This window comes from Halarcobacter bivalviorum (assembly GCF_003346815.1).
Taxonomy (GTDB): domain Bacteria; phylum Campylobacterota; class Campylobacteria; order Campylobacterales; family Arcobacteraceae; genus Halarcobacter; species Halarcobacter bivalviorum.
On record NZ_CP031217.1, the window covers coordinates 2237734 to 2252818 of the forward strand.

General features: G+C 29.9%; 15 protein-coding genes. 6 read left to right on the forward strand and 9 right to left on the reverse strand.

Translation table 11 applies throughout. The features are described from left to right. Position 1: 1 nt before the first annotated feature. The 9 genes from infB to nadA are packed head-to-tail and all read right to left on the reverse strand — an operon-like array spanning position 2 to position 9401. A complete protein-coding gene (gene infB, locus ABIV_RS11345; protein WP_114839987.1) occupies positions 2 to 2665 on the reverse strand; it encodes a translation initiation factor IF-2 in 2664 nt (887 codons plus the stop codon). Beyond that, positions 2655 to 2924, reverse strand: coding sequence for a DUF448 domain-containing protein (locus ABIV_RS11350; RefSeq protein WP_205526984.1), 270 nt, complete (start codon positions 2922 to 2924; stop codon positions 2655 to 2657). Before ABIV_RS11350 ends, infB begins: the two co-directional genes overlap by 11 nt. 43 nt (positions 2925 to 2967) lie before the next feature. Beyond that, complete coding sequence (gene thrB, locus ABIV_RS11355; protein WP_114839989.1) at positions 2968 to 3849, reverse strand: homoserine kinase; 882 nt, start codon at positions 3847 to 3849, stop codon at positions 2968 to 2970. Positions 3850 to 3860: 11 nt separating this feature from the next. After that, positions 3861 to 4313 carry a hypothetical protein gene (locus ABIV_RS11360; RefSeq protein WP_114839990.1) on the reverse strand — a complete coding sequence of 151 codons (453 nt, stop codon included), beginning with the start codon at positions 4311 to 4313 and terminating at the stop codon, positions 3861 to 3863. Then, positions 4310 to 5215 (reverse strand): UDP-3-O-acyl-N-acetylglucosamine deacetylase, encoded by a 906-nt coding sequence (gene lpxC / locus ABIV_RS11365; RefSeq protein ID WP_114839991.1) that lies wholly within the window; start codon positions 5213 to 5215, stop codon positions 4310 to 4312. The genes ABIV_RS11360 and lpxC overlap by 4 nt, the downstream gene beginning before the upstream one ends. Beyond that, positions 5212 to 6585, reverse strand: a complete 1374-nt coding sequence (locus ABIV_RS11370; protein WP_114839992.1) for a M23 family metallopeptidase — start codon at positions 6583 to 6585, stop codon at positions 5212 to 5214. The genes lpxC and ABIV_RS11370 overlap by 4 nt, the downstream gene beginning before the upstream one ends. Next, the gene (locus tag ABIV_RS11375; RefSeq protein ID WP_114839993.1) at positions 6566 to 7555 is read right to left on the reverse strand and encodes a DHH family phosphoesterase; all 990 of its coding nucleotides are present in this window, start codon (positions 7553 to 7555) and stop codon (positions 6566 to 6568) included. The genes ABIV_RS11370 and ABIV_RS11375 overlap by 20 nt, the downstream gene beginning before the upstream one ends. A 38-nt stretch (positions 7556 to 7593) precedes the next feature. Next, positions 7594 to 8415, reverse strand: coding sequence for a carboxylating nicotinate-nucleotide diphosphorylase (nadC, locus tag ABIV_RS11380; protein WP_114839994.1), 822 nt, complete (start codon positions 8413 to 8415; stop codon positions 7594 to 7596). Further along, positions 8412 to 9401: a quinolinate synthase NadA gene (nadA, locus tag ABIV_RS11385; protein WP_114840519.1), complete on the reverse strand. Its 990-nt coding sequence runs from the start codon at positions 9399 to 9401 to the stop codon at positions 8412 to 8414. Before nadA ends, nadC begins: the two co-directional genes overlap by 4 nt. A 156-nt stretch (positions 9402 to 9557) precedes the next feature. Between nadA and plsY the strand changes: the two genes are divergently transcribed. The 6 genes from plsY to ABIV_RS11415 all read left to right on the forward strand — a co-directional run bounded on the left by plsY (position 9558) and on the right by ABIV_RS11415 (position 15061). Next, positions 9558 to 10181, forward strand: a complete 624-nt coding sequence (plsY, locus tag ABIV_RS11390) for a glycerol-3-phosphate 1-O-acyltransferase PlsY (RefSeq protein WP_114839995.1) — start codon at positions 9558 to 9560, stop codon at positions 10179 to 10181. A gap of 25 nt (positions 10182 to 10206) precedes the next feature. Further along, complete coding sequence (locus tag ABIV_RS11395) at positions 10207 to 10521, forward strand: dihydroneopterin aldolase (protein WP_114839996.1); 315 nt, start codon at positions 10207 to 10209, stop codon at positions 10519 to 10521. Between the two features lie 223 nt (positions 10522 to 10744). After that, complete coding sequence (locus ABIV_RS11400) at positions 10745 to 11965, forward strand: major outer membrane protein (RefSeq protein WP_114839997.1); 1221 nt, start codon at positions 10745 to 10747, stop codon at positions 11963 to 11965. A gap of 120 nt (positions 11966 to 12085) precedes the next feature. Further along, positions 12086 to 12733, forward strand: a complete 648-nt coding sequence (locus tag ABIV_RS11405) for a c-type cytochrome (protein WP_114839998.1) — start codon at positions 12086 to 12088, stop codon at positions 12731 to 12733. A 3-nt stretch (positions 12734 to 12736) separates the two neighbouring features. Then, positions 12737 to 13831 (forward strand): peptide chain release factor 2, encoded by a 1095-nt coding sequence (gene prfB / locus ABIV_RS11410; protein WP_114839999.1) that lies wholly within the window; start codon positions 12737 to 12739, stop codon positions 13829 to 13831. Positions 13832 to 13915: 84 nt separating this feature from the next. Continuing rightward, complete coding sequence (locus ABIV_RS11415) at positions 13916 to 15061, forward strand: porin (protein WP_114840000.1); 1146 nt, start codon at positions 13916 to 13918, stop codon at positions 15059 to 15061. Positions 15062 to 15085 lie beyond the last annotated feature (24 nt).

Below are 15085 nucleotides of genomic sequence, written 5' to 3' on the forward strand. Positions count from 1 at the left end.
CTTACAGTTCAATTTCTCTTTTTTCTTCAATCTGAATAAATGTTTCGATGAAATCTCCAACTTTAATATCATTGAATTTATCAAACATAATACCACACTCGAATCCATTTGATACTTCTTTAACATCATCTTTAAATCTTTTTAATGATGAAATTTTACCAGTATAAGTTACAACACCATCTCTAATGATTCTTGCATGTCCGCCTCTGATTACTTTACCATCAGTTACGAAACATCCTGCAACTGTTCCAATTTTAGGAACAACAAATGTATCTCTAACTTCTGCTTGTCCAGTATTTTCTTCTCTAATTACTGCACTCATCATACCAGAAAGAGTATCTTTTACATCATCAATTAAATCATAAATAATTGAATATGTATTAATTGTAATACCATCAGCTTTTGCTTTATTTTTAACTGAACCAGTAGGTCTTACATTAAATCCTAAGATAATACAACCCTCAGATGCACCTGCAAGGATTAAATCTGATTCTGTAATTCCTCCAACACCAGAGTGAACTACTTTTACTTTTACTTCATCATTTTGGATTTTTTCTAAAGAACCTTTAATTGCTTCTAAAGAACCAGCAACATCAGTTTTAATAATAACTGGTAACTGTTTTAATTTACCTTCTGCAATAAGTCCACTCATCTCTTCTAATGATACTTTAGTAGATTTTGATAACTCTTTTGCTCTTGCATGTTCTGCTCTTTTTGTAGCAATTTCTCTTGCTTCTTTATCAGAATCTTGAGCAACCATAATAGCACCTGCAACTGGAACTTCATTTAATCCTAATACTGTACCTGTCTCAGATAAACCTAATGATTTAACTTGTTGACCCATATCATTTGTAATTGCTTTAACTCTACCAAAAGTAGTATCACAAACAATATTATCACCAACTTTTAATTCTCCATTTTGAACAATAATTGTAGCAACAGGTCCTCTACCTTTTTCTAATGATGCTTCAACTACAGTTGCTTTTGCTTTTGCTTCTGGATCAGCTTTAAGTTCTAAGATTTCAGATTGAAGTAAAATATTTTCTAATAAATCATCAATACCTTCACCTGTAAGTGCAGAAACACCAATAAACTCAATATCTCCACCCCAATCAACAGGAGTCATCTCTTTTTCTGCCATTTGAGCTTTTACCATATCCATATTTGCAGTTTCTTTATCAATTTTATTAACTGCAACAATAATAGGACAACCTGAAGCTTTTGCATGAGAAATAACTTCTTCTGTTTGTTGTTTTACACCATCATCAGCTGCAACAACAATAATAATAATATCAGTTACTTCTGCACCTCTTGCTCTCATTGCTGAGAAAGCGGCGTGACCTGGTGTATCTACAAATGTAATTTTCTCACCATTTTGTTCAATTGTATATGCAGAGATATGTTGAGTGATTCCACCCGCTTCACCTGCTGCAATTTTAGATGTTCTAATTTTATCTAATAATGAAGTTTTACCATGATCAACATGTCCCATGATAGTAACAACTGGTGGTCTTGTTTTGAAGTTAGTCTCATCAATCTCTTCTTCTTGATAATCTCCAACATAGTTTGCATCTTCTAAAGCATCTTTAACAGTTACTTCAATTCCAAACTCTTCACCAAGAATCTCTAATTCATCTTGTTTTAAGAAGTCATTTTTAGTAACCATCATTCCAAGACCAAATAATACAGTGATAACTTCAGCTGGTGATTTTCCACAAGCCTCTGCAAATTCATATACTCTTACATCTTCAGGAATTGTTATTTCTGTGATTTCTACTTCTTCAACTTCTCTTTTGATTCTTTTCTTTCTTTTTCCTCTTTTTAAACCTTGAGGTCTATTACCAAATGCAGCTGGTCTAGAAGATCTACTTTGTTTTTTATCATTTGACGTATTTTTTGGCTCATCAAATAATTTAGAACTATCTGTTAATCCCATATCAAGTAATACAACTTCTTCACCTAATAAAGACTCATCACTACTATTTGAGAATTCAGATTCATTTGTTCTTTCAATATCAATTACTTTACCATGATCATGAGCTTTTGGAGGTTGTTTTTTCTTCTCTTTTTTCTTAGCAATTCTTAGCATTTGTGCTTTTGAATCTAAGTTTTCTTTAGGTTCTTCTGTTTTCTCATTACCACCTAAAATTTCACTAAGAGATTTCATTGCCTTTTTAGGTTGAGTTTCAACTGATTTATTTTCTAAAGATATATTATCTACTAAATCATCTTTTGGCTTCTTCTTTTTAATAATCTTAAGCCCTCTTCTTTTTGGAACAACTCTTTTTGGAGCTACACTTTTAACGCTTTCTTCTTTTGGCTCTTCTTCTTTTTTTGGCTCAATTGTTTCTTCAGTTTTAGTCTCTAAAGTTTCAACTTTTTTTACTTCTACTTTTTCTTCAGTTTTAGTTTCAACTTTTTTTGGCTCTTCTTCTTTTTTTGGCTCTTCTTTTTTCTTAACTACTTTTTTAGCTGCTGGTTTTTTTGCAAGTTTATCACTTTTCCCAGTCATAATGTAGTTTGCAATCTCTTCTGCATCTTCAAATGAAACTGCTGTTTGAGGTGATTTAAGTTCTATTCCTAAATCTTTAGCTTTAGCAATTACTTCTGTGCTGCTAGCTCCTGCTTCTTCAGCAATTTCATATACTCTTACGTTATCTGACATGCGTTAAAATCTCCTTAAGTTGTCCTATGTAGTTATCTTTATTTTTACACTCTCTACAAAGTGCTTTTTCTAGTTTTTTTATATTTTTAGTGTTTTCAGTCTCTTCTTCTAAAATTGAAATACACTCTTTACAGATATAAAAACTTCTTCCTTTGTTATCGAAAGCATAAATTTTTTTATCTTTGCTCTTAAATCTTAGCAACACATTTTGTTCAAATTTGTTTCTACAAACAATACATGTTCTAATGGGCTTTTTCAAAATAGTCAATATAATACCTAATTTTTACTTAAACTTATTATTTTTAGTCTTCTACTCTAACTCCATCATTATCAAAGTTACGAGAGATAACTTTAAAATGAGGGAACCTTTTTTTAAGTTCAGCTTCAATTCTTTGAGCATCATCTCTATGTGACATAGAGAATAAAGTTGAACCCGAACCAGAAAGAGTACTCATAAGTGCACCACTTTTAAGTGCCGTTTTTTGAACATCAAAAAGCTCAGGCATCTGTTTCATTCTATATTTTTGATGTACTTTATCCAATGAAGCTGCTCTTAACATATCCCAATTTTCAGTCATAAATGCTGCTGTCAATAAAGAAGAGTGTGAAATATTAAATACTGTATCTTCTTTTGAATATTTAAAAGGCAATGCTTTTCTTGCAAGTTGAGTTGAAATAGGCCTATTTGGAATTACAACAATCGCTTTTAATGATTTTGGTAAAGTTTTTCTAATAAACTTAACTTCATTATCTTGTACTGTTGCAACATTAAATCCACCCATTACAGCTGGCGTAATATTATCAGGGTGATTTTCATATGCTAAGGCTAAGTTTAATAACTTTTGCTTATCTAACTTAATACCTTCTATTGCATATGCACTTGCAATTGCTGAAACAATTACTGCTGATGAACTTCCTAATCCTCTTGATAATGGAACTTCATTTGTAAATTCAAATCTAAAATGTCTTTTTCTTTTTGAAAGATTATGATAGAAATCATTAAAAATAGCAATAAACATATTGTTATCTTTAAGAACTGGATTATTAGAACCCTCTCCTCTTAATGACACACTATGGAATTTTGAAGGTCTTATTATTACTTGATTATGTAATGAAATTGCTAAACCAAGTGTATCAAATCCTGGTCCTAAATTAGCACTTGTTGCTGGAACACTAATTCTCAATCTATTTTCCTTTATACCGCAGGTAAATTATATATTGGCAAAGTCTCATCACTAAAATTTATACTATTTAGTTGCTTTGGCAATTTAAAATCCGACATTTTAGTATCTTTATCTAAAAAATCTACTTTAATACCAGTTGCTGAGTTTATAAAATACTTTTTTCCTAAAGCTTTTATTGGACTATTTTCATTAAACTCAAAACCACTACAAGCAAAAAACTCTATATTTTTAGTGATTGATATTGTTTTTAAAAATACATAAGCTACTTTAATTGCCATATATGAACCTGGAGTATTTACATATGTAACTCTTTTTATATCATATTCTTCTAATAAATTCTCAAAAATTGTAGGTAAAATATCAGAAGTCATACCCTCTTTATTTATCTCTTCAATTAAAACTTTATCTTTATAAATTCCAATTAGAAGAGGATTGGCTATACTTATAACTAAAGCTTCTATCAAGCTTGAACCTTAGAATATGCCATTTCAAATACTTGTGCTTCTTCATTTGCAATTTCTAAATCAAGTATCTCATAATTTTCTTCATTTTCATATACTTTTTTTGTAAGTAAATGATTTAAGTAGTGACTTCCTGCATGAGCATCATACTCTCCAACTAAAGTATATCCTAATAGAGCCATATCACCAATTGCATCTAAAATTTTATGTCTTACAAACTCATCATTATATCTTAGACCTTCAGGATTTAGTACTTTTGATTGGTCTAATACAATTGCATTTTCTAAGCTACCACCTTGAGCTAAACCTTGGCTTCTTAAATATTGAACTTCATGTAAAAAGCCAAATGTTCTTGCACGGCTTATATTTTCTTTATACTCTTCAATTGAGTAATCAAATCTAAACTCTTGTTGTCCTATTACAGGATGGTCAAAATCAATTGAAAAATCATAAATAATATGATTAGAAGGTTTTAAAGCAACTCTTTTACCATCTTCTGTTGTAACTTCAACATTTTTCTTAATTTTAATTGCTTTTTTTGAAGCAGCTAACTCTTTTATTCCTGCTTCTTCAATAAGCATACAATATCCAGATGAGCTACCATCAAGGACAGGAACTTCATCATTATCAATTACTACTCTTAAATTATCAATTCCATAAGCATAAACAGCAGATAAAAGATGTTCAATAGTTGAAATAACTACCCCATCTTTTCCAATTACAGTCGCCATTTTTGTATCAACTACATTCTCTATTTTTAAAGGAATAGTTACACCTTCATCTTCTCTATAGAAAACAATTCCCATATTAGAATCTAAAGGCTCAAGTTTCATCTTAACAGGAACTCCTTTATGAAGTCCTATTCCTACAATTTCTACACTATTTGCTATTGTTCTTTGTTTCATTTGTCACTACTTTTAATTGCATAATCTGCTTCTTGAAGAATATTTGTAATTCTTGTTTTTATCCAATTTCTATCCATCCATTCTAAAGGATTTACTTCAATTCCTTGAACTAATACTCCAAAATGTAAGTGGTCTCCAAATACAGCTCCACTACTTCCTGTTGTAGCAATTTTATCTCCTGCTTTTACATCTTCACTTGTTTGTACGAAAGATTTACTTGTATGTGCATATAAAGATTGAACTCCATATCCATGATCAATTATTAAAGTATTTCCATAAATTCCTAAATAATCATTATAAATAACTTTACCTGGATTAGAGATATTTATATTTGCATGTTTAATACTTGCCCAATCCATTCCTAAGTGCCAAGCTTCATCAATCTTTTCACCCTCATAATAATAATGTCTTCTCTCTGCAAAGCCTGCAAATGTTTTAGAACCAGTAAGTCTTAAAAAAGGTTTCAAAGTAAACTTTTCAACCTGCTCTCTTGACATATTTTCAACTGATGCTTTTTTTATTGTTGCAACATTATTAAGTCTTAACTCTTTATTTTGTTTTAAAAAGATATCTACACTATTAGTTGGAACTTCATAATCACTTTTCTGTAAAACAGGTATAGAGATTTTTTCAACAAAATCCTTACTGATTTTTATTTTATCATTCTTAATTTTTAAATCTTTTATATAAAGAGGTACTTTTGAAATAGTTTTATTATTTGCTTTGTCTATAGCTACAAGATTAACTCTTGAAAACTCTTCTTCCCAAACAGGCCAAGCAATAATTGCCATATAAAAATTCTCTTTTTTATATGGAATTAATTCAAATCTATATTCATTATTAAAAGTTATATATTTATCACTTAGGTTTTCATCTTTTACCTCAACAACAACTGCTGCACTTCCACCTTGTCTAATATTATAAGAGTTTGTAATTACATTCGCAACTGGTCTTTTTCTATCTACTTCAAGAATAAACTCTTTTGAGACACTATTTCCTTGGAAGAAATTCCAATTACTTCTATCTGTTACTTCTATTATAATCTTTACACTTTTAGCATTTGGGTCTAATCTAATATCACCTAAATTAAAAGTCACATTTGTCTGTTTTGATGATAATTTTTGATTATTAATTACAACTGGTCCATTATTACTAACATAATAAGCACTATAAGATTTAATACCACTATCATCATATAAAGAGATAGTTAATTTATCTTTTCCATTCCAATATAAACTATTTTCTGTTGTAATTTTTGGGCTTTCTTTTTCAAACTGTGGTGAAAAATAAACAAATACTGCTGCTGCTATAACAATTGCTAAAACTAAAAAGATAACTAACTTTCCAAAACTATTTTTTTGTCGTCTCAAGAACTTCCTTTAAAACTTTTTTCCTTGCTTTTTCTATATCAGTTGTATCAAGGGAACAACCCGCTGCATTAAGATGACCACCTCCGCCAAATTTAGCAGCTACTTTAGATACATCAATCTTTCCCTTTGAACGTAAAGAAATTCTTGATACACCATTTACTTCTCTAACAAAAAATGCAACTTTTACAATATGCATACTCATTATCATATCAAGAGCATCTTCACAATCTCTATTATGAGCTCCTGTCTCTTTAAACCATTTTGTTTTTGCGTAAATAGAAGCTACCTCACCCTCTTTATAAAGTTCAAGACTTTCTAATACTTTAGGGATAATTCTATATTTAGCTAAAGAATCTCTTCTTAAAAGCTTATTTGCAATTTCAGAGGGACTTGCTCCAAACTTAACTAAATGGTTTACCTTATCAAATGTTAATTCATCACATCTTCCAAGAGAAAAAGCTAAAGAATCATCATAGATTCCTACATATAATGCTGTTGCACTAGCTTTTGTGATATAAAGACCATTATGTTTAAAAAAATCATAAACAATCTCTGCTGTTGAACTCTTCAGAGAATCAACAATATTAATCTTACCAAAACCATTGTTTGACTTGTGATGGTCAAAATTGATTATAGGAATATCTTTTGGTACATCAAATCCTAATCTTCCATATGTTCCACAATCACAAGAGATTACCAAATCATAAAACTTTGGTAATTGGTCTGTTATTTTTTCAAATCTTGGAATAAAATCTAAATTTTGAGGTAGATCTGAACTAACATTAAAAACCTTATGCTTAATTCTATTTTCATATAAAAAATTTGATAAAGCAAGAGCTGAACCAATAGAATCAGGGTCAGGGTTCACATGAGTAACTATAAGAATATATCTACTCTTTTCTATCAGTTCTAAAGCTTTTGCATAATCTGTCATATTAATTTTATTACTAAGTATAAAGTCTTTTTTCATCTTCTCACTATACTCTAAAAGAATTAACCAATAGTAAATTAGTCAAATTTCATTGAAAAATCAAGCCATGTAGCTTGATGAATAATACTTCCTGAACTTAACGCATCAACTCCTGTTAAAGCATATTCTCTAACAGTATCTAAATTGATATTTCCACTAGCTTCTAATAAAACATGAGGATGAACTTCATTTCTATATTTTACTACTTCTTTGATTTGCTCTGGATTCATATTATCACACATAATAATATCAGCACCAGCTTTCATTGCTTCTTTTACTTGTTCAAAAGTTTCACACTCAATCTCGATTTTTGTAACCCATGAGATTCTTTTTCTTGCTTTTTTAATAAATTCTTCAAGATCTGTAATAGTTCTCATGTGAGTATCTTTAATCATTAAACAATCATCAAGTCCAAGTCTATGATTAATCGCTCCACCAATTCTACTTGCATATTTTTCGAAATCTCTAAGTTGTGGTCTTGTTTTTCTTGTATCAAGTAAAGCAACATCTAAATCTTCAATTTTACTTGCAAATTTATTTGCCATAGTTGCAATTCCAGAAGCATGTTGAAGCATATTTAAAAATGTTCTTTCAGATGATAATAAAATAGAAGCTTTCCCTTCAAGTTTTGCTATCACATCACCTTTTTTTAAAACATCTCCATCATGTTTTAAAAATTTGCAATCAAACTTTTCAGTTTTAGCTAATGCTTTAGCATAAAGCTCACCTGCTAAAATTCCATCATCTTTTGCAATTGCACGTGCAGTAAATTTTCCTTTTGGAGCTACATCAAAAAATAGATCTCCTCTACCATTATCCTCGATAATAGCATTTTTAACAAATTTTTTAATATTTATCATACTTCAAGCATCCTCTCTAAAGCAACTCTTGCCCATTTAATTGTTTCATCATTTACTTTGATTAGTGTCTCTTCACTAATATTATTATCTTTAATAGATTTTAATGTTCTATAAACATCTTCTAAAGTAGTTTCATTCATAGTTGGACATTCAGGTTTTGTAGAACTTAAAATATAAGTATTTTTATCTCTAAGTCTATTTACCATATTAAACTCTGTACCTACAACAACTTTTTGTTCTATTGGTAAATCTTTAATATATTGAATTAACTGAGAAGTAGAACCTACAAAATCTGCGGCATCACAAACACTTGGGTCACATTCAGGATGAACTGCTACTAAAATATTTGGATATTTTTCTCTATAAAACTCTACATCATCAACTGTAAATAACTGATGAACAGAGCAAAAACCGTTATAACAAATAATATCAGCCTCTTTTAAATCACTTCCATCACCAACAATTGCTGATTTTAGATTCATCTGTTTTGCAAAGTTTTGTCCAAGACATCTATCTGGTACAAAGAATATCTTCTTTCCAGATTCTAAACCTTTTTCAATAATTTTATATGCATTTGAAGAAGTACAAACCATACCTCCCATTTCACCAACTTTTGCTTTTACTGCTGCACTTGAATTAATATAAGTGATTGGTAAGATATCTTCATTAGCAATTCCAGCTTCATTGATTTGCTTAAGGTTTTGTTCATAATAACCTTCATCAATCATTCTTGCCATTGCACAACAGGCAATTTTTGGCATTAATACTGTCTTTTCAGGAGATAAAACCTTTACACTCTCCCCCATAAAACCTACCCCACAAAAAACAACATATTTTGAATCTGTTTCTTTCGCTTTTCTTGCAAGTTCTAAAGAATCTCCTGTGATATCTGCTAATTCAAAAACTTCATCTCTTTGATAAAAGTGAGCAACTAAAGTTACATCTAACTCTTCTTTTAGTTTTAAAATTTCCTCTTTTAAGTCCATCTTTAAGTTCAACTTTTGCCTTTTATTTTATCTATGATATTTCATCAAATAATTTAGTGGGAATATATCAAAATTTTAGTTATAACTAATTAAAGTAAAAACGATTAAACAAACTTTAGGTATAATTCAGCTTCAAATTTAACTTCAAGGTTTTAAATGGATTTTCTATTTAATTTTAATATCCTATTTTATATTGTTGCTTATGTAGCTGGTTCTATTCCTTTTGGATTACTTCTTGCAAAGGTTTTTGCAGGTGTAAATATTAAAGAACATGGAAGTAAATCAATAGGTGCTACAAATGTTTTAAGAGTGGTAAAAGAGACAAATCCTTCTTTAGCAAAAAAACTGAGTGTTGCAACTGTTATTTTAGATGCACTAAAAGGAACTATTGTAATTTTAATTGCAATGATGTTAGATGCAAGTACTTCTACACTTTGGGCAATTGCAGTATTAGCAATTTTAGGTCACTGTTACTCTATCTTCTTAGGATTAGAAGGAGGGAAAGGTGTTGCAACTGGACTTGGAGTATTTTTAGTTTTAATTCCAATACCAACATTAATTGGTGCAGTTGTTTGGATTTTTTGTGCAAAAGTTCTTAAAGTTTCATCTTTATCATCACTTTTAGGTCTTACTGCTGTTGTAATAGCTGCACTATTTTTAAATAATGGTTTAGAAATAGGAAGTAATGCTCCTATGTATTTAATTGCTTTTATTATTTACTATAAACATATTCCAAATATTCTTAGACTTATAAAAGGAGAAGAGAAAAAAGTTATCTAAGATAACTTCTTCTTTTAAATCACTAATGAAAATCTCAATTGAAAATTTAACTTTTAAATGTATTATTGGAATACTTGATTTTGAAAGAGTAAAAAAACAAAAAGTTATTATAGATATTTTCTTTAATTATGATTATATTAATAATGATACTTTTATAGATTATTCAGAAATTTCTTCTAAAGTTGAAAAGATTATGAAGAAAGAAAAGTTTGAACTTCTTGAAGAAGCAATTTTATATATTGAAAAGTTTCTAAGTGAAAATTATCCTATCAAAAACCTAAAAATTAAAATATCAAAACCTAATATTTTAAAAAATTGCATTGTTTCATTAGAAAATTAAACAAGATGTATAACATTTCTTTTTATTAAAAAATATAATTTTTATCTATATTTGAAACCTAGCTTAAATTTCCCATCAATAGGTCAAGAAAAGTCCAATTTAAGAAAACTTTTATTTTTGCTGATGTAGAATTTGTGCAACGGTCATCCGGAAAAAGTCTATTCATATAGATTGTTCGCGCGTCCGGTTAACTGCTTACAAATTTGTAAACTTAGGAGAAAAAATGAAAAAATTCGCAAAAATGAGTTTAGTAGCTGCATTAGCTGTAGCTGGAACTGCTGCATCTGCACAACCTTTAGCAGAAGCTATTAAAAATGTTGACGTATCTGGTACAGTTGTATATAGATATGATGATAGAGCTTTCGAAGATGATGCAAGAGATAATGGTAAAAACAGAGATCTTGGAAAAAACAACTATAAAATCGGTTTAACTGCAAAAGCAAAAGTAAATGATGATGTAACTGCAGTTACTAGATTTATCGTTGGTTCTCAAACTGATGCTGGTTTTGTATCTTTAGATGCAACAAATGGATCAGATGGACAAGCTGATATCTCTTTATCAAATGTTTACTTCTCATACACTGGTATTGCTAATACTACAATTAATGTAGGTAAACAAGGGTTAACTACTCCATGGACTGTAGCTGTTGATGCTGATGGAAATGAGCAAACTGGTACTGGTATCTTAGCTCTTACAAATGTAGGACCTGTTACTTTAGCTGGTGCATATTTCAACCAAACTAACTTAAACAACTCTGGAAATGGTAAAGGTGCAATCCAAGGTGATGAGAATGTTATCACTGCAGGTGCAATGGCTAACATTGGTCCAGTTGCATTAGATGGTTGGTACTTAGATTTACAAGATCAATTTGATACTTTCACTTTAGGTGCAATGGCTAAATTTGATTTAGATGCAGTTAAATTATCTATTGGTGCAAGACACACTGAAATGGATGCTGAAAAAGATAATACTCTTGGAATTAACCACAAAGATGACAACTCTTTAACAAAAGTTATGTTAGGTCTTAAAGTAGGTATTTTCTCTGCAGACGTTAACTATGGATGGACTGATTCTGAAGGTGGTTTAGCTGCTTTAGATGATGATGCTAAGACTGGTATGCAAGGATACACTGTTCAATTAAACGGTGTTGCTGATGCTGAGTACTTACAAGTTAAAGCTGGTGTACAAGTATTACCATCTTTAAAAATCTCTGCTAACTACCACCAATTAGATAAAGATAAAATGTCTAACAATGGTGTAACTACAAGAGAAGATTCAACTGATACTGAATACTACTTACAAGCTGATTACCAAATGTCTAAAAACTTTGGTGGATACATCAGATTTGGTCAAGCAGAATTTGAAAATGACTATACTGAAAACGGAAAATCTAAAGATAACGATGGTACAATCGGAAGATTACAAGTACAATACTCTTTCTAATAAGAAAGTTTAATTTACTTTTCCTAAGGCTAGAGAGTTTTCTCTCTAGCCTTTTTTTTTACTCAAATATTATTTATTTTATTTATGCTAAAATATCCTTAATTTAATAAAAGGATATAAATGAAACTTCTATCAAGCATTGCTTTAACATCTATTTTAACTACAACTGTTCTAAGTGCACAAACTACAATGTGTTTTAAAGAAAATCATAAAAATATGACAACAATAGAAACTACAAATTTAAGTGGTGGAGAGTGCCAAAATCAAAAGTCTGTTCAAGATATGAAAAATGAAGGATGGAATGTAGCAGATATTAATATTGAAAAGACAGAAAATGGTTCAAACTATATCTATATTTTCAAAAAAGAAGAAAAAAGCATTTCTTCATTAGATGAAAAAGCATTAGAAGAAAAAATTCTAAATAGATTAGAAGAGAGAAAAAAACAAGAGATTGCTACTAAGAAAAAAGAAGCATATATCAGAAAAAGTAAATCTGGAGAAAAACTATACAATTCTAAATGTATTTCATGTCATGGTCAAAATGGAGAACTAGAAGCAAGAGGTATGTCAAGACCAATCAAAGATTTAAACCTACAAGACTTTACTCTATCTATTAGAGGGTATAATAACGGTGATTATGATAGAGGAATGGCTTTTGTTATGAAACCATATGCAACTTTAATGGATAGCCATGATATTAAAAATGTTTATGTTTATTTAAGAAGTATAAATCAAAAGAATGAAGAAAAACAAGAGGAAAATAAATAGTTAATGGATAATTACGAATATTCAGAGTTATTAAAACTATTAAATAAAAAGCTTGAAAATATTAAAAATATTTTAAAGCCTGAAGAGTTAAAAAAACGATTAAAAGAGATTGAAGAATTAGAATCTCAACAAGATTTTTGGAATAATGTTGAAACTGCTACTAAAATTGGTATTGAAAAAAATAGATTATTAAGTTCTTTAAGTAAATTTAATAAAGCAAATGAAGCATTATCAGGAACTAATGAACTTTATGAATTGGCAACAGATGATAATGATGAAGATACTTTAGAACTTCTTTTTGAAGAAGCGAAAGAGTTAGAAACTATTATTAAATCAACAGAAATTGCAGTTATGCTTAGTTCAGAAGATGATTCTTCAAATGCAATAATTTCTATTCATCCAGGAGCAGGAGGAACAGAATCTCAAGATTGGGCTTCAATTCTTTATAGAATGTACTTAAGATGGGCAGAAAGACAAAACTTTAAAATAGAAGTACTTGATTATCAAGATGGAGAAGAAGCAGGAATAAAAGATGTTTCTTTTATTATTAAAGGTGAAAATGCCTATGGATACTTAAAAGCAGAAAATGGTATTCATAGACTTGTAAGAATTTCACCTTTTGATTCAAATGCTAAAAGACATACTTCTTTTGCATCTGTTATGGTAAGTCCTGAAATAGATGATAATATTGATATTGAAATAGAAGATAAAGATATAAGAATAGATACATATAGAGCAAGTGGTGCTGGTGGTCAACATGTTAATAAAACTGAATCTGCCATTAGAATTACTCATATTCCTACAAATATTGTAGTTCAATGTCAAAATGATAGATCTCAACATAAAAATAAAGCTAGTGCGATGAAAATGTTAAAATCTAGACTTTATGAATTAGAGTTAGAAAAACAAAATGCAGAAAAAAATGGAACAGAAAAAAGTGAAATTGGATGGGGACATCAAATTAGATCATATGTTTTACAGCCTTATCAGCAAGTAAAAGATAATAGAAGTAATATTGGTTATTCTAATGTTGAAGCTATCTTAGATGGAGATATTACAAAAATAATTGAAGATGTTTTAATTTCTCAAAAGAGTTAATGTATATTTTTTTTACAACTTATAAACACTTTTTTAATAACTTTTATATATAATATAGGTTCATTTAACACAAAAGGGACAAAAATGAAAAAATTCGCAAAAATGAGTTTAGTTGCAGCATTAGCTGTAGCAGGAACTGCTGCATCTGCACAACCTCTAGCAGAAGCAATCAAAAACGTAGATGTATCTGGTACAGTTGCGTATAGATACAATGATTATGAAGATCAAGCTAAAGGTGCTAAAGCTGATGCTAATAGCAGTAGTGCAACAAACAATTATAAAATTGCAGTAAACTTAAAATCAAAAGTAAATGATGATATTACTGCAAATACAAGATTTATTATTGGTTCAAAAACTGATGCTGCAAGCTTAGGAACATCAACTGATAGTGATGCAAATGTTGATTTAACACTTTCTGAGGTTAACTTCACATATACAGGTGTTCAAGGTTTATCTGTAACATTTGGTAAACAAGGTATTGCAACTCCATGGACTGTATCAAGAGATGCTATGGGTGACGAGCAAACAGGAACTGGTATCCTTGCACAATATTCTGTAGGACCTGCAACTTTTGTTGGTGCATACTTTAATCAAACAAACTTTTCTCAAGCAGAAACAAGTGGTTTATTAAATACTGATGGTTCTGAAAATATTTATGTATTAGGAGCTGTAGCTTCTTTTGCTGGAATTACTTTAGATGCATTCTATGCTGATTTACAAGATATTTTTGACGCATATACAATTGGGTTAGCTGCATCTTATGATGTTGCATCAGTTAAACTTTCTCCATTTGCTAGATATTCTTCATTAGATTTAGATGAATCATCAAAAGATAATGCATTATGGCAAGTTGGATTAAATGCACAATTAGGAATTTTCTCTGCTTTCGCTGCATATGGTGAGTCTGATGATGAGGGTGGAAATGTTTACATTGATTCTGGTTCTCAAACAAATATGGATTACCACTGGAGAGTAACAGCTGACGGTTCAGCAGATACTGAATACTTATATGTTCATGCAACAGCAGATGTAACAGAAAAAGTAAATGTAGGTCTGTTCTATTCTCAAGCTGATTACAAAAAAGGTAATGATATTAACGAAGTATATGTTCAAGCAAAATACCAAATGTCTAAAAACTTTGGAACTTACGTTAGATTTGGAGACTTAGATGTTGATAATTCAAACGAAGATGGAACAATGGGAAGAGTTCACGTACAATACTCTTTCTAATAACTTCTTAATTTAAGTTATAAA